General features: G+C 69.3%; 12 protein-coding genes. All 12 read right to left on the bottom strand.

Translation table 11 applies throughout. The features are described 5' to 3' along the window. The 12 genes from ACZ75I_RS02895 to ACZ75I_RS02840 all read right to left on the bottom strand — a co-directional run bounded on the left by ACZ75I_RS02895 (position 1) and on the right by ACZ75I_RS02840 (position 18,527). Positions 1-789 (bottom strand): hypothetical protein, encoded by a 789-nt coding sequence (locus ACZ75I_RS02895; protein ID WP_472958678.1) that lies wholly within the window; start codon positions 787-789, stop codon positions 1-3. Further along, a complete protein-coding gene (gspM, locus tag ACZ75I_RS02890; protein ID WP_061478433.1) occupies positions 779-1,492 on the bottom strand; it encodes a type II secretion system protein GspM in 714 nt (237 codons plus the stop codon). Before gspM ends, ACZ75I_RS02895 begins: the two co-directional genes overlap by 11 nt. Beyond that, a complete protein-coding gene (locus ACZ75I_RS02885; RefSeq protein WP_061478434.1) occupies positions 1,467-2,612 on the bottom strand; it encodes a PilN domain-containing protein in 1,146 nt (381 codons plus the stop codon). The genes gspM and ACZ75I_RS02885 overlap by 26 nt, the downstream gene beginning before the upstream one ends. Continuing rightward, the gene (locus ACZ75I_RS02880) at positions 2,609-3,472 is read right to left on the bottom strand and encodes a type II secretion system minor pseudopilin (RefSeq protein ID WP_099486231.1); all 864 of its coding nucleotides are present in this window, start codon (positions 3,470-3,472) and stop codon (positions 2,609-2,611) included. The genes ACZ75I_RS02885 and ACZ75I_RS02880 overlap by 4 nt, the downstream gene beginning before the upstream one ends. Then, positions 3,469-4,101: a type II secretion system protein J gene (locus ACZ75I_RS02875; protein ID WP_180866655.1), complete on the bottom strand. Its 633-nt coding sequence runs from the start codon at positions 4,099-4,101 to the stop codon at positions 3,469-3,471. Before ACZ75I_RS02875 ends, ACZ75I_RS02880 begins: the two co-directional genes overlap by 4 nt. Continuing rightward, positions 4,098-4,517, bottom strand: a complete 420-nt coding sequence (gene xpsI / locus ACZ75I_RS02870; RefSeq protein ID WP_061478437.1) for a type II secretion system protein XpsI — start codon at positions 4,515-4,517, stop codon at positions 4,098-4,100. The genes ACZ75I_RS02875 and xpsI overlap by 4 nt, the downstream gene beginning before the upstream one ends. Then, positions 4,514-5,008 carry a type II secretion system protein XpsH gene (xpsH, locus tag ACZ75I_RS02865; protein ID WP_049417201.1) on the bottom strand — a complete coding sequence of 165 codons (495 nt, stop codon included), beginning with the start codon at positions 5,006-5,008 and terminating at the stop codon, positions 4,514-4,516. Before xpsH ends, xpsI begins: the two co-directional genes overlap by 4 nt. A 6-nt stretch (positions 5,009-5,014) precedes the next feature. After that, positions 5,015-5,458 carry a type II secretion system major pseudopilin GspG gene (gene gspG, locus ACZ75I_RS02860; RefSeq protein ID WP_005415225.1) on the bottom strand — a complete coding sequence of 148 codons (444 nt, stop codon included), beginning with the start codon at positions 5,456-5,458 and terminating at the stop codon, positions 5,015-5,017. A gap of 49 nt (positions 5,459-5,507) precedes the next feature. After that, on the bottom strand, positions 5,508-6,728 hold the full coding sequence (gene xpsF, locus ACZ75I_RS02855) for a type II secretion system protein XpsF (protein WP_472958677.1): 1,221 nt from the start codon (positions 6,726-6,728) through the stop codon (positions 5,508-5,510). 24 nt (positions 6,729-6,752) lie between these two features. Beyond that, positions 6,753-8,474, bottom strand: a complete 1,722-nt coding sequence (gene gspE, locus ACZ75I_RS02850) for a type II secretion system ATPase GspE (RefSeq protein WP_053499707.1) — start codon at positions 8,472-8,474, stop codon at positions 6,753-6,755. Positions 8,475-8,610: 136 nt separating this feature from the next. Next, positions 8,611-10,464, bottom strand: a complete 1,854-nt coding sequence (locus ACZ75I_RS02845) for a S8 family peptidase (protein ID WP_472959038.1) — start codon at positions 10,462-10,464, stop codon at positions 8,611-8,613. A gap of 158 nt (positions 10,465-10,622) precedes the next feature. Next, positions 10,623-18,527: an ESPR-type extended signal peptide-containing protein gene (locus ACZ75I_RS02840; RefSeq protein ID WP_472958676.1), complete on the bottom strand. Its 7,905-nt coding sequence runs from the start codon at positions 18,525-18,527 to the stop codon at positions 10,623-10,625. Between the last annotated feature and the right edge of the window lie 431 nt (positions 18,528-18,958).

The following is an 18,958-nucleotide window of genomic DNA, read 5'->3' as shown; positions in this document are numbered from 1 at the left end:
CTATCGGTTGGTGCCATCGCCCGGGGGCGGCGACGGTTGTTGCTGCTGTTGCTGCAGCTGGCGGCGGCGGGCCTGGATGCGCTCGCGGATGGCCTGCATCTGCGCTTCGCTGGGACCGTTGTTGTTGGCCGGTGGTGTTTTTGCAGCTGACGCCGCAGGTGTGGGGGCATTGCCGGCGGGCGGCGTCGGTGGGGTTGCCGCGACCGGGGACGGCGCCGGCGGAGCACCCGCCGAAGGCGGCACAACGATCGCACCTGCAGGCGGTACACCGTTGGCACCGCGCAGCACCGTCGGCGGCTCACCGCCCTGGCCGTTGAACACGGCCAGTTCCAGGACCTGGTTGCCACCGGGGCCGATCACCGTCGCTTGGCGCGGCTGCAGCGCCACCAGTTGCCAGCCATCCACGGCTTCGCCGTTGAGACGCAGGCGCAGCGAGCGGTTCTGTTCGGTGGTGAAGGTGGCCATGCCGAAATCGCCGGTCAGCAGCACGCCGGTCAGGCGTAACTCGGCACTGGCCGCCGGTTCGCTGCCCCCCAGCAGATAGGGCCGCGGCCTGCGGTCTTCGGCGAACAGCGGGCGCTCTCCGATCGCGCTGTAGCTGTCGGCGCTGGCCATGCGCTCGGCAGCCAGCAGCGGCAACGATGGCAGCGATGGCGCGGCGTCGGCATCACCGTCGGCGCCCGGCAGCTGGCTGCCCAGCCCGAAGACGGTTGCCAGCCAGACCGCCGCCGCCCAGCCGGCCAGTGCCAGCAGGAAGCCGGTACGCAGGCTGATCTGCTCAAGCTTCATCGGCCACCTCCTGCCCTTCGGACGGGGGCGCCGGCTGGGGCGCCGGCGTGGCCTCGGCCGGCGAAGCAGCCGGCGTCGGCGCTGCAGCGGGCGCCGGAACCGTGCCATCGGCGGCGGCGCCTGGCAGCAGATAGCCGGCCAGCTCGAAGGACACATCCAGGCCCAGCCCCGATTCGTTCGGCGATTGCTGGAAGCGCTGCGCGATCAGGTTGAGGTTGTCGACGAACAGGCGGGGGCTGCCGGTTTCGAGGCTGTGCAGCACGGTGGCCAGTTCGGCCACGCCGCAGCGCAGGCGCACCTGCATGGCGACGCGCACGAACTCGGCATCGCGCCGGTTGTCGGTCAGCGGCGTGCGGTTGCTGATGGTGCAGCTGCGGTTGCCCGGGCTGGCCATCGCTACCGCATCCTGCAGCCGGGCGCCCAATGCAGCGGCGGCAGCTTCGGCGGTGGCTTCGCGCAGGAAGCCTGGCCGCTGCTGCAGTGCCTCGCGGGTAGCGCGAAGGCGCTGTTCGATCTGCGGCTGCTGCTGCAGCTGCGCCTGCACGCGCGACTCGCGTTCGCGCAGGGCGGCGACATCGGCGTCGATCGCACGCAGCGGCTGGGTGAACCAGGGGTGCACCAGCAGCAGATAGGCCAGGCCCAGCACTGCCAGCAGCAGTGCCAGCGCCAACCAGCGATCACGGCGTGCGCTTGGCATCGGCATCGGCCGCCTCCGGGGTCGGTGCTGCGGCCGGCAACGGCTGCAGTTCGGCGGTCATGGTGAAGCGGTCGCGGCCACTGGCCGCGCCATCGGCCTGCAGCACCCCGGTCAGGTTGACCTTGCGCCACTGCGGTGCGTCCTGCAGCAGCTGCACCAGCTGCGATGCCTCGCGGCTCAGGCCGATCAGCTGCAGGTTGTTGTTCTCGATCGCCAGCTTTTCCAGGTAGGTACCTTCCGGCAGGCGCCGGGTCAGTTCGTTCCAGATCTCCACCGTACTGGCGCGCTGGCTGCGCTGCTTCTCAAGGAATGCAGCACCATCGATCAGCGCCTGCAGCTGCGCGCGTTCGCTGGCCACGCCACGCGCGCTGCGCGCGCTGCGCTCGACCTGCGCACGCAGTTCGTCGGCGGCGGCCTGGCGGTTGTCCAGCAGCTGCACCGCGGCCAGTACCAGCATCACGACGGATGCCACTGCCAGCAGCAGGTTCCAGCGCCGCATCGGGTCTGGCCGCAATTGGCGCTGCGCGGGCGGCAGCAGGTTCACCTGCAACACGTTGCCCTGCGCATCGATGGCATCGACGCCGGCCAGCGCATCGGCCCATTGGCCCACCCGCGTGCGCCATGCTTCCAGCTGCCGCAGTGGCCACGCTACCAGTTCGACCTGCAACTGCCCTTCGCCGCCCGCGCCGAGTTCACGCACGTCATAGCTGACCTGGGACGCTTCGAACGGGGTCTGCCGGTCGATTTCGAAACCGACCACGGCACGCAGGCGGTCGGCCGCCGCGGCGGGCAGGCGCAGCGTGCGCCGCAGCACATCCGCCGCGGGCAGCAGCCACACCCGGGGCAGGCTGCGCAGGCGCGGCTCGAGTACCCGGTCCAGTTCCACCGGCGACAGCGGCCACGGCAGGCGCGCCACCACTTCGCGGCGTTCACCGGCCTCACGCCAGACCTGCAGCTGGTCGCTCTCAGGCTGCAGCAACAGGCGGGCCTGGCCCCAGCCCAACGCCCATTGCCAGCGCACCGGTACCCAGGCCAGCAGCGACTGCCGCCACCAGCGCAGGAAACGGCCAGCGCCCGGGCCGATCCGGCCCTGCACCTGCCGCAGACTGTCCTGCCACGCCGTCATCTTGCTGTCATTCCCTGCTCCCAGCGAAGCACTGTGTAGGTCCGCCCGGGAACCCCGCCCGAGCCACTGCGTACCACTGCCTGCAACACCGACCTGCGTCCACTGCTGTCGATGGCAGCGGACTCGATACTATAGGTGCCGCTGCTGCTGGCAAGCGTTGTCGTACCACCAGCGGAATCTGCATCACGCTCCTGCTGGGCGCGCTGCGCCAGCACGGTATCCGCATCCAGGCCCAGTGCGGTCAGTACCGGTGCGCTGGCGAACTGGGGATCCGGGCGCGCCTGGCGGCTGTACAGGGTCAGGTGCGGCAACATCGCCCGGTACAGCGTGCCGCGCATGCCCAGCACGCGCTGCAGCTCGCCCAGGGTCTCGAAGCGCTTGTTGCGTGGGCCATAGGGCAACCCAGCTGCGGCGTAGTCCTGCGCTTCGGCACCACCGCCCGGCTGCAGCAGGCTGTCCTCGTCACGCCAGTCGATGATGGCCCCGGCCAGCTGCCGGGCCTGTGCATCGTCTTCACCCAGTGCCTTGAGGAAGGCGGCCAGCAGCGCGGCATCGGCCAGGTTCAGGTTGATCTTGCCGTTCTCGTCCAGCACCTTGATCTCGATGCTGGCGTCGTCGAACTGCCAGCGATAGGTCCGACCGTCGGCACGCCACGGCGCGCGCTGCGGATCGGCCGACAGGCGCAGCAGTGCATATTCGAGGCCGGCACGCGCACGTTCCTGCCCGCGTGCATCGTCATCCAGCACGCGCTGCTGCAGGTGTTCGACCCGTGCGCTCAGCGCGAATGCGCCGACCAGCGCGGTCATCAACGCGATCAGCCACAGCACCAGCACCAGTGCCGCCCCACCCTGACGCCTCATCGCGCGCCTCCGCTGCCACCGGCGCGCAGCGCCACCACCAGCGGCGGCCACGGCGCACCCCGGGCCGGCGCGATCTGGATCTCCACCAGCATCGGCAGGCGGCGGGTGTCGTCCCAGCGCGGCATCCAGTCAGTCACCTGCCCGGTGCTGGCATCGATACCCCGATAGCGCAGCTGCACCGACTTCAGGTTTTCCACCAGCACCTCGGGCGGGCGCGGCGGGTTCTCGGCGATGCGCTCGCCTTCCTGCAACAGCACCAGCTCCAGCAGCAGGCGCTGTCGGCCATCGCGTCCGTCGACCTGCAGCGCGTGCAGGTAGGGTCCGCCACGGCCGAGGTAGCCGGGCAGGTCGGCGGCGAACAGCATGCGCTGCTCTTCGCCCTGGAAGAAGACCGGCTCGCGGGTGGGATCCGGAACTTCCAGCGGCGTGCGCAGCGCAGCCGCCAGCTGCCTGCGCAGCAACGATTCCACCGCGCGCATGCGTTCGCTTTCGGCGGCGATCTGCTCGCCGCGCTGGCTGACCGCCATCGCCGAGCGCACGCTGGCAAAGGCCAACGCCAGGCCGCCGGCCAGCAGCACGGTGGCCAGCATCACTTCGACCAGGGTGAACCCTGCGGCGCGGCGCCTCACCGGGCATTCTCCAGGTCGGGCGGCAACAGGCGCAGGCTGCGCCAGCGCAGCTGCTCGCGTTCGCTGTCGCCCCAGCGCACCTGCAACTGCAGCTCCGCCAGCCATGCAGTACCCGGTGACGTCGCCTGCCCGACAGTGCCGGCGCGGGGCTCCACCCACGGCTGAACCTGCAGTTCCCAGTGATAGCGCCCCTGTTCCCAGTCACCCTGTTGGCTGCCCACCTGCAGCGGTGTGTCGACACCGGCTTCGGCCAGCAACGACTGGGCGTGCAGCACCGCGCGCGTGCGCAACTCGGCATCGCGCACCTGTTTTGCGCCGCCGGACAGGCTGCCCAGCAGCAGGGTCAACGCCAGGCCCAGCAGGGCGAAGGCGATGATCACTTCCAGCAGGGTGAAGCCACGCGCGCGCCGCTTCATTGCGCCCGCCAGGGGCCGGAGCGGACCTCGCCAGTGAGCCAGCCGACGTCGACGCGCCATTCGGCGCCGTCGCGCTGCAACCGGATGCGGCCACCGCTGGAGCCACCATCGGGATGAAATTCGATCACACCCTGCCCCGGCGCGGTGGCCAGCTGTGCGGCACCTTCGAACTGCACCTGCAGCTGTGCGGGCACCTCACCGTGGCGCTGGTTGGCGCCTTCCCAGCGCCGCCGCGCCGGCTCGATGACGAAGCGCTGCGGTTCACCGCGGGCGATCGCCTGCGCGCGCACCATGCGCAGCTGGCTGGCGATGTCCTTGCCTGCGCTGCGCAGCTGCATGCCGGCGAAGCCGCGCGACAGACCGGCGGCAGTGATCAGGCCGATCGCCGCGATCAGTGCGATCACCAGCAGCATTTCCAGCAGCGACAGTCCCGCCGCGCGCCTGCCGTGCAGGCGCGGGTGGGGCAACCGGCGCGGCAGGAAATACGTCATGCGCGGTTACGGCTGGTAGCGGATGTCAGCGTCGACGCTGCTGCCGCCGGCCTTGCCATCCTTGCCCAGGCTGACCAGCTCATACGGTTGGCCTTCGCCCGGTGCGCGGTATTCCAGGGCGTGGCCCCACGGGTCGTTCAGGTCGGCCGGCTTGGCGTACGGGCCGAGCCAGCCGCCAACACCGGCCGGTGCGGTCACCAGGTCATTGAGCGAGCCGGGCAGCTTGCCGGTGTCGATCTGATAGTTGTCGATCTTGGACGCCACGGTCTGCACCTGCGCCTTGGCGATGTTGGCCTTGCCACGGTCGGCACCGCCCAGCACGCGGCTGGCGACCAGGGTCAGCACCGCGCCGATCAGCACGATGACGATGATGATTTCCAGCAGGCTCATGCCCGACTGGTTGCGCGCGGCAGTGAAGGAAAGGCGGATCGGTCGGCGACGGGCAATCATGGACGGTCCTTTCAGTTGCGGAGTGTCGGGGTTGCAGGGAGTGCCATCGTCAACCGATGGCATTGGTCAGGTCGTACAGCGGCACCAGCACGGCCACGATCACCGCGCCCACCACCGAGGCCAGCACCAGGGTGATCGCCGGCACCATCGCCGCCAGCAGGCGGTCGATGCGCCGGGCACTATCCTGTTCGAAGGTGTCGGCCGCCTTCAGCAGCATGGTATCGAGGGCACCGGATTCCTCGCCGACCTGGATCATCTGCAGCGCCAGGCGCGGGAAACGCTTGCCGCGCGACAGTGCCAGCGACAGGCCGGTACCATTCTTCACTTCATCCGCGGCAGCTTCCACATCGGCGGCCAGCGCGCGGTTGCCCAGTACGTTGCGGGCGATGCCCAGCGCACCCAGCAGCGGCACCCCATTGCGCAGCAGGGTGCCCAGCGTGCGGGCCAGGCGCGCGGTTTCCAGTTCACCGACGAGACGGCCGATGCCACGGCGCTGCAGCAGCCAGCCATCCAGCGCCAGCCGGAACGCGGGTTGCCGCGCCTTGCGCTCGAAGAACAGCGCCACCAGCGCCGGCACCACCAGCAGCAGCACCCACCAGTCGCGCACGAACAGGCCCAGCTGCAGCACCGCATTGGTGAACCACGGCAGCGCCACGTCCAGGCTCTCGTACATCTGCGCGAACTGTGGCACCACATAGCCAAGCAGGAACAGCAGCGCGCCGCCCACCACCACCAACAGGATGGCCGGGTAGACCAGTGCGTTGATGACCTTGCCCTGCAGCGCGCGGCTGCGCTCGAGGTAGTCGGCCAGGCGTTGCAGGGTTTCATGCAGGCTGCCACCGGCTTCGCCGGCGCGCACCATGTTCACGTACAGCCGCGAGAACAGCCCATGCTGGCGTTCCAGCGCGGTGGACAGCGGTGCACCGCCGCGCACCACGTCGCGGATGTCGGTGATCGCGCGGCGCGATCGTTCGTCCTCGGGCAACCCCAGCAGGATCGACAGCGCGCGGTCCAGCGGCTGGCCGGCACCGAGCAGGGTCGCCAGCTGCTGGGTGAACTGCAGCAATGCAGCGCCCTGCAACGGGCGCTGCTGCAGCAGGTTGCGCCAGCTGCTGCCGCCGATCGCGCCGGCGTCGGCCAGCTGCGTCTCCATCGGCAGGTGGCCCTGGTCCTGCAGGCGCGCGATCAGCTCGGCCTCGCTGGCCGCCTCCATCTGCCCGTCGAAGACCTCACCGTGCGGATTGAGCGCCTTGTAGCGGTAGTTCGGCATGTCAGCCCCGGCGTCCTGCACGCATCAGCTTTCCTCGGTCACGCGCAGCACTTCCTCGATGGTGGTCTGTCCGCTCAACGCCTTGGACAGGCCATCCTCGTACATGGTGCGCATGCCGGCTTCGCGGGCGATGCGCTCGATCTCGCCCATGCCATCGCGACGCATCACCGCACGCCGCAGCGCATCGTTCATCACCAGGAATTCCATGATGGTGGTACGCCCCAGGTAGCCGGTCGGCGCCAGCGCCGAGGGCTTCGGACGGTAAAGGTGGATCGGTCCCTCCGGCTGCAGGCGGCGCAGCTCGAAGCGTTCGATCTCCTCTGGCGAGGCTGCGTAGCGTTCGGCATGGGTCGGCTCCAGCCGGCGCACCAGGCGCTGGGCGAGGATGCCGTTGATGGTCGAGGTGAGCAGGTAATCCTCCACGCCCATGTCGAGCAGGCGGGTGATGCCACCGGCCGCATTGTTGGTGTGCAGGGTGGACAGCACCAGGTGGCCGGTCAATGCCGACTGGATGGCGATGCGCGCGGTTTCCAGGTCGCGCATTTCACCGATCATGATGATGTCCGGATCCTGGCGGACGATGCTGCGCAGCGCGTTGGCGAAATCAAGGCCGATCTGCGGCTTGGCCTGGATCTGGTTGATGCCCTCGATCTGGTATTCGACCGGATCTTCCACCGTGATGATCTTGACGTCGGCGGTGTTGAGCTGGCTCAGCGCGGTGTACAGCGTGGTGGTCTTGCCCGAGCCGGTCGGGCCGGTCACCAGCAGGATGCCGTGCGGCTGTTCCAGTACCTTGCGGAACTGCGGCAGGAAGGCGTCGGTGAAGCCGAGCCGGTGGAAATCGAAGACCACCGTTTCACGGTCCAGCAGGCGCATCACCACGCTTTCGCCATGCGCGGTGGGCACGGTACTCACGCGAAGGTCCAGCTCCTTGCCCTGCACGCGCAACATGATGCGGCCGTCCTGCGGCAGGCGGCGCTCGGCGATGTTGAGCCGGGCCATGATCTTGATGCGGCTGATCACCGCGGCGGTGAGGTTGGCCGGCGGGCTTTCGCCCTCCACCAGCACGCCATCGACCCGGTAGCGGACCTTCAACCGGCTCTCGAACGGTTCGACATGGATATCCGAAGCGCGCAGTTCCACCGCACGCTGGATCACCAGGTTGACCAGACGGATCACCGGCGCTTCCGAAGCGAGGTCGCGCAGGTGCTCGATATCGTCGACCGCGCCGCCCTCGCCATCGGCGGTTTCCACGATCGCGCCCATCGCGCTGCGGCCCTGGCCGAACCAGCGCTCTACCAGGTCATCGATCTCCGCGCGCATGCCCAGCACTGGTGTCACCGGAACCCCCAGCGCCAACTGCACGGCCTGCTGCGGATAGGCATCGTGGGCATCGGCCAGCCACAGACGCACCCCGTGTTCATTCAGCTCCAGCGGGCACACATGGAACTGCTTCAGGAAACGCAGCGACAGCGGCAGTCCCTCGGCCAGCGCCTGCGGCGGGGCCTCCGGCACCTGTTTGCCCTCCAGCAGCGGCAGGCCCAGCACCTCGGCGCTGGCCTGTGCCTGGTCGCGTTCAGACACCAGGCCCAGGCGCACCAGCAGGCCCAGCAGGCTGCCGCCGGCCTCGGCGTGCAGCGGCCGCGCGCGCGCCAGGTCTCCTTCCTTGAGCCGGCCGCGTGCCAGCAGCGCATCCAGGATGCGGCCTTCGGCATCGTCGGTAACGGTTGCAGCGAGCGCGTTCACGTGACTCTCCTGTCAATCGGACCGACTTTAGCAGTTAAGCCATGATTTCCGCCGCCCTGCGGCCAGCTTTCGTAAAAAGACGAAGCCCGTCACACAGGATGACGGGCCTCGGCCGTTCAACTACGACACGTCAGGCTTACTGCGTGGCGAGGATGCTCACGCCGTTGTAGGCCGCTTCACCCACCACCTTGATGTAGTAGGTGCCTGCCACCGGCTTGTTCACCCGTACCGTTTCGGACGTGCCGGGACGGGTCGACTTGCCATCGTTGTCGCTGGCGCTCGGCTCGCGTCCCTGGGCGATGTAGACCGACACGTTGCCGGTGCCACCGTAGGTGATCACGCTGAGCTGCTTGCCAGCGGCTGCCTCGAAGCTGTACAGGCGGCTGCTGCCGGCCGTACCGTTCAGGCCCCCCACGGCGGCCTTGTTGGTCAGCGGCGTCGCCACCGGCCCGCAGTTCTCGGTGCACGGCTCTTCCAGTGCCTTGGCCAGTGCCGCCTTGGCATCGACGATGCCGGTGCCGATCGGGGTGGCGGCCGGGATGCTGACCGGGAACGGGCGCGCGGTTTCCTTCAGCAGCGTGCGCATCGCGGCGGGGGCCAGCGGATCCTTGCCCTTGGCGATCAGCGCGCTCTGCACCAGTGCAGCGACGGCAGCCACGTGCGGCGAGGCCATCGACGTGCCGCCCATGCCCATGTAGCTGTAGCTGCCTGACTCCGGCGTGGTGGCCGCATCGGAACCGGACTGCCAGACGTAGCCGCCCGGATTGCCATCGACGCTGCCGCCACCACCCGGACCGGACAGGTCCACGCGGGTGCCGTAGTTGGAGTAGTAGGTGATGCCGCCGGTGATGCGGGTGGCGCCGACGGTCACCACGCCGTCGCAACTGGCCGGACGGTACTTGGATGCGTTGTCGGTCTCGTTGCCGGCCGCCACGACCACGGTGGTGCCACGCGAGATCGCGCCATTGATCGCATCCTGGTAGGTTCCGTCACAGCTGCCGCTTCCACCCAGGCTCATGTTGATGATCTCGGCCGGGTTGGCATTGGCGGGCACGCCCGCCACGGTGCCGCCGGAGGCCCAGGTGATGGCGTCGGCGATATCGGAAAGGTAGCCACCGCACTTGCCGAGCACGCGGACCGGCAGCACCTTGGCCTTGTGCGCGACACCGGCCATGCCGACGCCGTTGTTGGTCTGCTCGGCCACGGTGCCGGCCACATGGGTACCGTGCCAGGAGCTGTCCTCCGCGACGGAGCCGGTGTAGCACTCGTTGTCGTTCTCGACCCAGTCGCCATAGTCCTGCGCGCCCGGCACGCGATCGTTGGTGGCACGGCGCGACGTCTCGGCATCGCTGATGAAGTCGTAGCCTTCCAGCAGGTTGCCGACCAGGTCCGGGTGCTGCGGCAGGATGCCGGTGTCGAGCACGGCTACCACCACGCCCTCGCCCTGCGATACATCCCACGCCGACGGTGCGTTGATGCCACCGGTGGCGTTGTGCAGGTGCCACTGGTACTGCTGGTAGTACGGATCGTTCGGCGCCAGCGCCGGCTGCACGTCACCGGCGCGCAGCTCGGTTCGGCGCAGCTTCACGTCGGCTTCGGCGTACTGCACGGCCGGGTCGGCCTTCAGTTCCTTCAGCACGCGCTGCAGTTCCGCAGGCGCCAGGCGCCCCTGCAGGCGGATCAGGTCGGCACCGACGCCGAGCCTGCGCACGACCTGCGGACCCAGCGTGCTGGCGCGGGCGGTGCCACCGGACAGGCTGGCGCGGGTCAGCGCGGACTGCACGGTGGACAGCTTGGCCGAACGGTCGCCCGCCGCAGCGGTGCCGGCACGATACTTGACGATGATGCGCTCGGCGCCCGGCTCGGCGGTGCTGGCCCGGCGCACCGGTTCACGGGTCGGCAACCCGGCGGCGTGGACGGCACCCACCGCGGTCATCGACAGCACGGCGGCGGCAAGCACATTGATGCGAAGGTTCTGCTTCTTGATCACGTCGAAATTCCTCTTCTGGGTCATGGATCGAACCAACACTGCGGCCATCATTCCTTGACGACTCCCGGCCGGCCCAGCCGGGATTGCCGTGACCTCCCCCCAGGCCCTCGTTGCAGGTGATGCGCCGGCGTGGGTGGCCGCCGGCGCAGTGGTTTGGCTTACCAGCCGAAGCCAGCACCAACGCCGACCGAGCTGTCGTCACTGCTGAAGGCACCGCCGAAGGTGACCGTGGCGCGATCGCTGATCGCACGCTGGTAGCCCAGCGACAACGCCGACTCGCCGCCCTGGAAACCGATGCCGACGCCGACCCGGTTCTGGGTGCGGATACCGGCGGCACTGGTGGCCATGTTGAGCATCGCCGCACTCATCGCCCCCTGGCGGTCGATGCGGCGATCCATGTGGCGCAGGCGCCCGTCGATCTCGCCCTTGAACACATCGAAGCTGTCGGCGACGGCCTGCACGCGGCTGTCGGTGTAGCTGTTCGCCGTGGCCATGCCACGGTCCAGCTGGCCCTTGTTGACGGCGTCGGTGGCGGTGGTGCCTGCGGCGACGTTGGTGACCTGGCGTTCGTTGCCTTCGCTACCGACCGACACGGTGTTGGCACGATCGGCAACCGAGCCCTGGCCCAAAGCCACCGCGTTGGCAGCCGTGGCACTGGCACCCTGGCCGATGGCGGTGGACGAGGCGCCACTGGCCACTGCGCCCTCACCCATGGCGACGGCATTGAAGCCCGTGGCCGGGGTGCCAACCGGAATCCCGGCACCGGCGGCGGCCGTCGGCGTGCCCTGCACGCGTGCGGTGCTGGCCGGTGCCGCGTCGGCGGTGGCCGGTGCGTCGGCAACGCTGGCCAGCGGGCTTTCATCCAGCGAGGCACTCATCGAACGCAGGCTGGCCGTTCCCGAACGCGTGCCTCCGGCGGTGCGGCGATCGATCTCGCTGACCTTGCGATCCAGCGCACCGAGCGCATCGCCGACGTTGCTGTAGGTCGCGCCCTGGATCACGTAGTTCGGCGCCACGAACACACCCTGCATGCCGACGCTGGCGCCACCGCCGAGGAAGCTGGCGGCATCACTGAGCGACTGGAACAACTGCCCGCCATTGATCGCCTGGCGGCTGCCGGCGGCGATGCTGCCGGCACCGACGTTGTCGATGGTGGTGCCCTGGAAACCGGACAGGGTCAGGCGATCACGGCTGGCGTCGTCATAGCCGACTGCACTGGCCGCCGTGGTCTCGACCGTCGCGATGCGCGAATCGAAATCACCCACGCGGGTTTCCACTGCGCCCACGCGCTGGTTGGTGACGTTGAGCTGTGACCCGGTGACCGCATCGGTGCTGCCGGCAGCGATGCGGCCGTCGGCCACATTGACGATCCGCCGCGTGGCCGGGCCATCGGTGCCATTGCCACCGCCGACCGACACCACGTTGGCATCGAGCGCACGCGAGCCCGCACCCAGAGCCACCGAGTTCGCACCGGACGCGCCGGCGCTGTTGCCCAGTGCAAGCGCACCATTGCCAATGGCCATCGCGTTGGCACCCAGCGCATTGCTGCGTGCACCACTGGCACTGGCGGCCGAACCGACCGCAGCGGCATCGCTGCCGCTGGCACTGGCGGTACCCACACCAGTGGCCTTGACGTAGCGTGCGGTGCCATCGGCGGTCGCCGCGACCGCATCGAGCTGGCCACGATTGACTGCATCGGTGCGCTCGGTACCGGCGGCGACACGGGTGATCTGACGATCACTGGTGCTGCTGCCCACTGACACGGTATTGGCACGATCAGCCACCGAGCCGGCACCCAGTGCGATGCTGCCGGCTGCCGACGCATTGGCGCTGACACCCACCGCGGTGGCATTCGCACCGGTGGCCTTGCTGCCGTAGCCGACCGCCGTACCAAGCCGGCCACTGGCTTCGGTATAGCTGCCCAGCGCGGAGGCACCGTCAGCCGAGGCGTTGGCGCGGAAGCCGCTGGCCTGCGACTGCGTGCCGCTGGCCGTGGCCTGCGCACCACTGGCGGTGCTGTAGGCACCCTTGGCCTGGGCACCGGTGCCGCTGGCGGTGGCACCGAGTTCGCTGGCGCTGGCGCCGCTGCCCACCGCCACGCTGTCGACACCACTGGCCTGTGCGTTGTTGCCCAGAGCCGCGGCGTTGTTGCCGGTGGCCAAGGCATCGACGCCGACGGCGGTGGCGTTGACGGCCATGGCGTTGGCCCCGCTGCCCAGCGCGGTGGCGCCGTTGCCGACGGCGTTGGCCGCGTTGCCGGCGGCCAGTGCGTTGTCGCCGTCGACCAGGGCACCGGCTTCGCCATCGGCGTTGCCGCTGGCCTGGAACTGCCGGGCAGTCCTGTCGGCAACGCTGGCAACCGCGTCCAGCTGGCCCTTGTTCACCGCGTCGGTGGCCTCGGTGCCGGCTGCGACATGGGTCACCTGGCGTTCGCCGCCCGCGGTGCCCACGGCCACGGTATTGTCGCGCTCGGCCTTGGAGCCGGCGCCCAGCGCCACGCTGTTCAACCCACTGGCGGTGGCACTGGCGCCCAGTGCCGTGGCATCTGCCGCATCCGCCCACGAATTCCAGCCGATCGCGGTGGCGTAATCTTCGGTCGCCCAGGCGCCGGCACCGAAGGCCGCCGCGCCGGTGCCGCTGGCACGCGACGGGATCAGGCCGAAGAAGGTGCTGCCACCGATGGCCACGCTCTCAGCGCCACTGGCTTCGCTGGACTGGCCGACCGCAACGGCACCGCTACCGGCCGCGGCGGCGCCGAAGCCCACTGCCGTGGTGTTGGCACCGCTGGCCGCCGAGCCGTAGCCCAACGCGGTCCCGAGGCGACCGCTGGCTTCAGCATAGCCACCGACCGCGGTGGTGCCATCGGCGGAGGCGGCACTGCGGAAGCCACTGGCCAGTGCCTGCGTGCCGCTGGCGTTGGATTCGGTGCCGGTCGCGGTGCTGTACGCACCACTGGCCTGTGCACGCGCACCCGCGGCGCTGGCACCCAGCTCGCTGGCACTGGCGCCGGTACCGAGCGCAAGGCTGTCTTCGCCGGTGGCCTGTGCGGTACTGCCCAGTGCTGCGGCGTTGTTGCCGGTGGCCAGCGCATCGATGCCGACCGCCGTGGCGTTGGCCGCCAGTGCATTGGCGCCGCTGCCGAGTGCGGTGGCACCGTTGCCGATGGCGTTGGCCGCATCACCGGCCGCCAGCGCGTTGTCGCCCTCGACCAGGGCGCCGGTTTCACCATCGGCGTTGCCACTGGCCTGGAACTGCCTGCTGGTCTTTTCCGCTGCAGCCGCTACGGCGTCGAGCTGGTTCTTGTTGACCGCATCAGTGCCCTGCGTGCCAGCGGCCACGTTGGTGATCTGGCGGGTATTGCCACCACCGCCCACCGACACGGTGTTGTCGCGGTCCGCGATCGAATCGGCGCCCAGCGCCACGCTGTTGGCCGCGCGCGATTCGGCGGCGTTGCCCAGTGCGGTGCTGTTGATGCCACCGGACCAGGCGCCACCACCGACGGCGGTGGAGTAATTGCCCGATGCTTCGGTGGCCAGCACGCCGAACAGCGAACCGCCGACGGCGACGCTGTTGGTGCCGGTGGCCAGGCTGCCCTGGCCGGTGGCGGTGCTGTAGGCACCCGACGCCTCGGAGTCGCCGCCCAGCGCCACGCTGTTGGAACCGGAGGCATTGGCGAAGTTGCCGAAGGCGGTGGCATTGAACGCCGAGGCCTGCGCATAGCCACCGATGGCGGTGCTGTAGCCACCGGTCGCTTCTGCGCCGATGCCGAACGCTGCCGACGCGGTGCCGCTGGCGACGCTCTCGCTGCCGACCGCGGTGGAGCCGCTGCCGCTGGCGTTGCTGAAGTAGCCCACCGCCACGGCTTCCTCGCCGGAGGCTTCGGACAACACACCGTTGGCGGTACTGCCGGCACCACTGGCGATGCTGGCGGCACCGAACGCTGCGCTCTGCTCGCCGCTGGCTTCGCTTTCCGCACCCTGCGCGGTGGCGTACTCACCGGTCGCCTGGGCGTTGGCACCGACGGCGCTGGCGTTGGCGGCGCTGGCCAGCGCGTTGAAACCGATCGCCTGCGCGTTGTTGGCCAGCGCGTTGGCACCACTGCCGAGCGCGGTGGCGCCGTTGCCGATGGCGTTGGCCGCATCACCGGCGGCCAGCGCGTTATCACCCTCCACCAGCGCACCGGCTACGTCGTCGCCGCTGCCACTGGCCTGGAAGAAGCGGCTGGTGGTGGTGGCGGTACTCGCGACCGCATCCAGTTGTGCCTTGTTCACCGCGTCCGTGGCTTGGGTACCGGCAGCGACGTTGGTGATCTGCCGCTCGTTGCCGCTGCTGCCCACCGACACCGTGCGTGCACGGCTGGCAACCGAACCGGCACCGAGCGCGACAGCATTGCTGGCGCTGGCGTTGCTGCCGGCGCCCAACGCGATCGCACTTTCGCCGCCGGCCACCGTATTGGTGCCGATGGCGATGCTGTTGAGGCTGTTGCCCAGCGCCTGGAAGCCCAGCGCCACGCTGTTGTCGCCATAGCCGAAGGCACCACGGCCGACCGCGGTGGAGCTGGCACCATTGGCCCAGCTGTTGTAGCCGATGGAGGTTGCGCCACTGCCGCTGGCCCACGCCGCGTTGCCGAACGCCGAGGCATTGGTGGCGGTGGCCCACGCACCCGAACCGAACGCTGCTGCGCCACTGGCCGTCGCCCAGCTGTAACCGCCGACAGCGGTGCTGTCATCGCTGCTGGCGAAGGCGCTGTCACCGACCGCAACGGCATAGCTGCCGGTCGCACGCGACTTGCCGCCGGCCGCGAAGCTGTTGTCGCCACTGGCCTTGGCGGCATTGCCGAACGCGCTGCTGGCAGCCCCGGTGGCCTGTGCACCGCTGCCGACCGCCGAGGCATCGGCAACCGCCGTGGTGCCCACCTGCTGCGCCTTGCCGTCGGGGCCGATGATCGGCTGGTTGTACTCATCGTAGGCCTGCCCGAGGCCACCGATGGCAACACCGCCGTTGCCGGTGGCGCTGCTGTTGCGACCCACCGCCACGCTGTCATCACCGATCGCCGACGCGGCAGCGCCATGTGCAACCGCACCAGCACCGATCGCGTTGCTCGAGGAGCCGGCCGCGACCGCGCCTTCGCCCTCGGCGAACGCACCGGCATCACTGCCCGCTTCCGGCTGTGCCTGGAAGAAGCGCGCGGTGCCGTCGGCGGTGCTGGCCACGGCGTCCAGCTGTGCCTTGTTCACTGCATCCGTCGCCTGCGTACCCGCGGCCACGCTGACGATCTGGCGTTCATTGCCATTGGTGCCCACGGCCACCGTATTGGCCCGGTTGGAGCCCGAATAGGCGCCCAGCGCGACACTGTTTTCGGCGCCAGCGGTGGCGTAGTAACCGATGGCCGTGCTGTCCTTGCCGATGGCCCAGGTCTGCGCGCCCAGTGCACTGGCGTTGTCGCCTGCGGCATAAGCGAAGTAACCCAGCGCGGTGGATTCCGCGCCCACCGCTTCGGTGAAGCTGCCGTTGGCCAACGAGCGGTCACCACTGGCGACCGCACCGCCGCCTACCGCGGTGGAGGACACACCGCTGGCCCGCGTCTGCACATACAGGCCCATGCCCGGCACGATGTCGGCCGGGCCACCGATGGCGACGCTGCCGGCGCCGGTGGCGCTGCTCTGCGTTCCCAGGGCGGTGGCGTTGCTGCCACTGGCGGTGGCCGCCGCGCCGAAGGCCGCGCTGCCCTGCCCCGAAGCCAGCGCATTGCTGCCGACGGCAGTGGCGCTCTGCGCGATGGCGACGGCGCCCGCACCCAGTGCACTGGTGCCATTGCCGATCGCATTGGCCGCCTCGCCAGCGGCCAGCGCATCTTCGCCTTCGGCCAGCGCACCGGCCTCGCTGTTGCTGCTGCCGGTGGCCTGGAAGTGCTTGGCGGTGGCATCAGCCACGGCAGCGACGCCCTTCAACTGGGCCAGATTGACCGCATCGGTGGCTTCACTGCCCGCGGCAACGCTGGTGATCTGCCGTTCGTTGCCTGCGCTGCCGACCGCTACGCTGTTGGCGCGGACAGCTTCGGAGTTCGCGCCCAGTGCAACGCTGTTGGCACCGCGAGCGGTGGCGTAATAACCGACGGCGGTACTCTGCGCGCCGCTGGCCCAGGTCTGCGCACCGAGCGCGCTGGCATTCTCACCCGGGGCATAGGCGAAGTAGCCCACGGCGGTGGATTCCGCACCGGACGCTTCGGTCAGGCTGCCGTTGGCCACCGCACGATCACCGCTGGCGATGGCACCGGCGCCGACGGCCGTCGCCGCTTCGCCGCTGGCCTGGGTCTGCACGAAGAAGCCCAGGCCCGGAATCAGGTCGGCCGGGCCACCGATGGCGACGCTGCTGGTACCGGTGGCGGTGCTCTGCGTACCCAGTGCGGTGGAGTAGTCACCGATTGCATTGGCGACCGCACCGAATGCGGACGACTGCGCACCGGCGGCATACGCGCCAACGCCGTAGGACGACGCCGCAAATCCACTGGCTTCGGCACTGGCACCGACTGCAGTGCCACCGACGCCTGCGCTGGTGGCGCCGGTTTCGACCGGCACGCCACCACTGGTGATCAGCGGATTGCCATCGGCATCCACCGCAGCACCACCGACGGCGACGCTGCCCGGGCCGTTCGCCTGTGCGTTGTTGCCGAACGCGGCGCTGTTCTGGCCCGACGCCAGCGCGTTGTTGCCGACGGCGGTGGCGTTCTGCGCAACGGCCGTGGCACCGGCACCCACGGCGGTGGTGCCATTGCCGATGGCGTTGGCCGCCTCGCCGGCCGCCAGTGCCTCGTCACCTTCGGCCAGCGCGCCCGCATCGCTGTTGCGGCTGCCGGTGGCCTGGAAGTGCTTGGCGGTGGCATCGGCCACGGCGGCCACGTCCTTCAACTGGCCGACATTGACCGCGTCGGTATCTTCAGTGCCCGCAGCGACGCTGGTGATCTGACGGGTCAGGCCATATTCGGCGGCGCCGACCGACACGGTGTCGACACGGTCGGCCAGCGAGCCGGCGCCAAGCGCCACGCTGCCGGTGGCAACCGCCGCCGAGTTGGACCCCAGCGCGGCGCTGTACTCACCCAAGGCGGTGCTGAACGCACCCACCGCGATCGATGCTTCATTGGCGGCGGTGGCGCCGCGGCCCAGTGCGGTACTGCCCGGGCCCATCGCCACGGCACCGCCACCGACGGCAGTGGCGCCATCGGCGGTGGCTTCGGACAACGCGCCCAGGGCGGTGGCCGCGCCATTCTCGCTTGCGGCATAGGCACTGGCGCCGACGGCGGTGTCACCAAGACCGAACGCGGCAGCACTCTGCCCGACCACCACGCTGGCGTCTCCGATTGCCAATGCGCCCTGGCCGAACGCGCTGGCGCCCAGGCCGGCGGCAATCGCCTGGGTACCGATGGCGGTGGTGGCATTGGCCAACGACTGCGCACCGGCGCCCGCTGCAACCGCGCCCTGCCCGTCAATCTTCGCCGCGTCGCTGTCATCACCTGCGCCATCGGCCTTGAAATAGCGGTTTCCATCTGCGGCGACGTCCGCCAGCGCGGCCTGCGTGGCGCGCGCCTGCGCATCCAGCTGTGACTTGTTCACCGCATCGGTGGCCTGGGTGCCTGCAGCCACGTTGGTGATCTGCCGTTCCTTGCCGGCATCGCCAACGGACACGGTGTTGGCCCGCGCTGCTTTGGAGCCAGCGCCCAACGCCACGCTGTTGGCGGCAGTGGCGCTGCTGTTGCTGCCGATCGCCACCGCGTTGCTGCCCTTGGCACTGGCGGAGCCTTCCACCAGGCATTTTTCCAGCAGCTTGCCGCTGAATGCCACGCAGGTGGCGCTGCCGCCGATCTGCACCGACTGCGCAGCGGCGTAACCGCTCATGCCCAATCCCAATACCAGGCCCAGTGCCACCGCCAACAGCGCGGGCGTGGCCGGTGTCGTATCGCGGCGCTGGTCGACAACACCACCGCTGCTGTCGGAGGAGGCCAGTTCCGAGGCCACCACCAACTGACCCAATGCTTTGTTCCAGACCTTGCGATAAATCCGATTCATCGGTACGGCTCCTGATTGGACTGGTTTTGGGCAAAGCAACGCCACCGCCGGGCCTTCTGGCCCAACGTCCCCTGGGGGCGTTTTTTCGCGTGATTTACTGCGGGGTATTGCCGAACGGCGCGCAGCGACAGAAAACCGAGCACGTACGCCGAGCGGTTACTGCGGAATGAATGGTTCTGAAACGGGGTTCAAGTGTTAACGGCAACTTTGCAGATCGTCAAGACTTTGACACGACAAATGCTATTGCCGTGAAGCAGTTCACCATTTCGCGTGTTTATAAAAGTATTTTGTTAGGTACACGTGACGGACCGCTGGCGCATGAAAACCGATGTAACTAGCGGGCGCGACAAGGGTTTCACGCGTGCAAAGAAAAACCCGCCGACGAAGCGGCGGGTTTTTCCATACGCGGTGGCATTGCGGCCTGCGCGGAA

Source organism: Stenotrophomonas sp. X (assembly GCF_055721025.1).
Note: the sequence above shows the minus strand (reverse complement) of the source record. Positions and strands in the feature narration are given on the sequence as shown.

Excerpts from the sequence above, each read along its gene's own strand:
- ACZ75I_RS02840 (WP_472958676.1), bottom strand. The coding sequence starts at position 18,527 with ATGAATCGGATTTATCGCAAGGTCTGGAACAAAGCATTGGGTCAGTTG.
- xpsI (WP_061478437.1), bottom strand. The coding sequence starts at position 4,517 with ATGAAGCGGCGCGCGCGTGGCTTCACCCTGCTGGAAGTGATCATCGCC.
- ACZ75I_RS02880 (WP_099486231.1), bottom strand. The coding sequence starts at position 3,472 with ATGAGGCGTCAGGGTGGGGCGGCACTGGTGCTGGTGCTGTGGCTGATC.
- xpsH (WP_049417201.1), bottom strand. The coding sequence starts at position 5,008 with ATGACGTATTTCCTGCCGCGCCGGTTGCCCCACCCGCGCCTGCACGGC.
- ACZ75I_RS02895 (WP_472958678.1), bottom strand. The coding sequence starts at position 789 with ATGAAGCTTGAGCAGATCAGCCTGCGTACCGGCTTCCTGCTGGCACTG.
- ACZ75I_RS02885 (WP_061478434.1), bottom strand. The coding sequence starts at position 2,612 with ATGACGGCGTGGCAGGACAGTCTGCGGCAGGTGCAGGGCCGGATCGGC.
- gspG (WP_005415225.1), bottom strand. The coding sequence starts at position 5,458 with ATGATTGCCCGTCGCCGACCGATCCGCCTTTCCTTCACTGCCGCGCGC.
- xpsF (WP_472958677.1), bottom strand. The coding sequence starts at position 6,728 with ATGCCGAACTACCGCTACAAGGCGCTCAATCCGCACGGTGAGGTCTTC.
- gspM (WP_061478433.1), bottom strand. The coding sequence starts at position 1,492 with ATGCCGATGCCAAGCGCACGCCGTGATCGCTGGTTGGCGCTGGCACTG.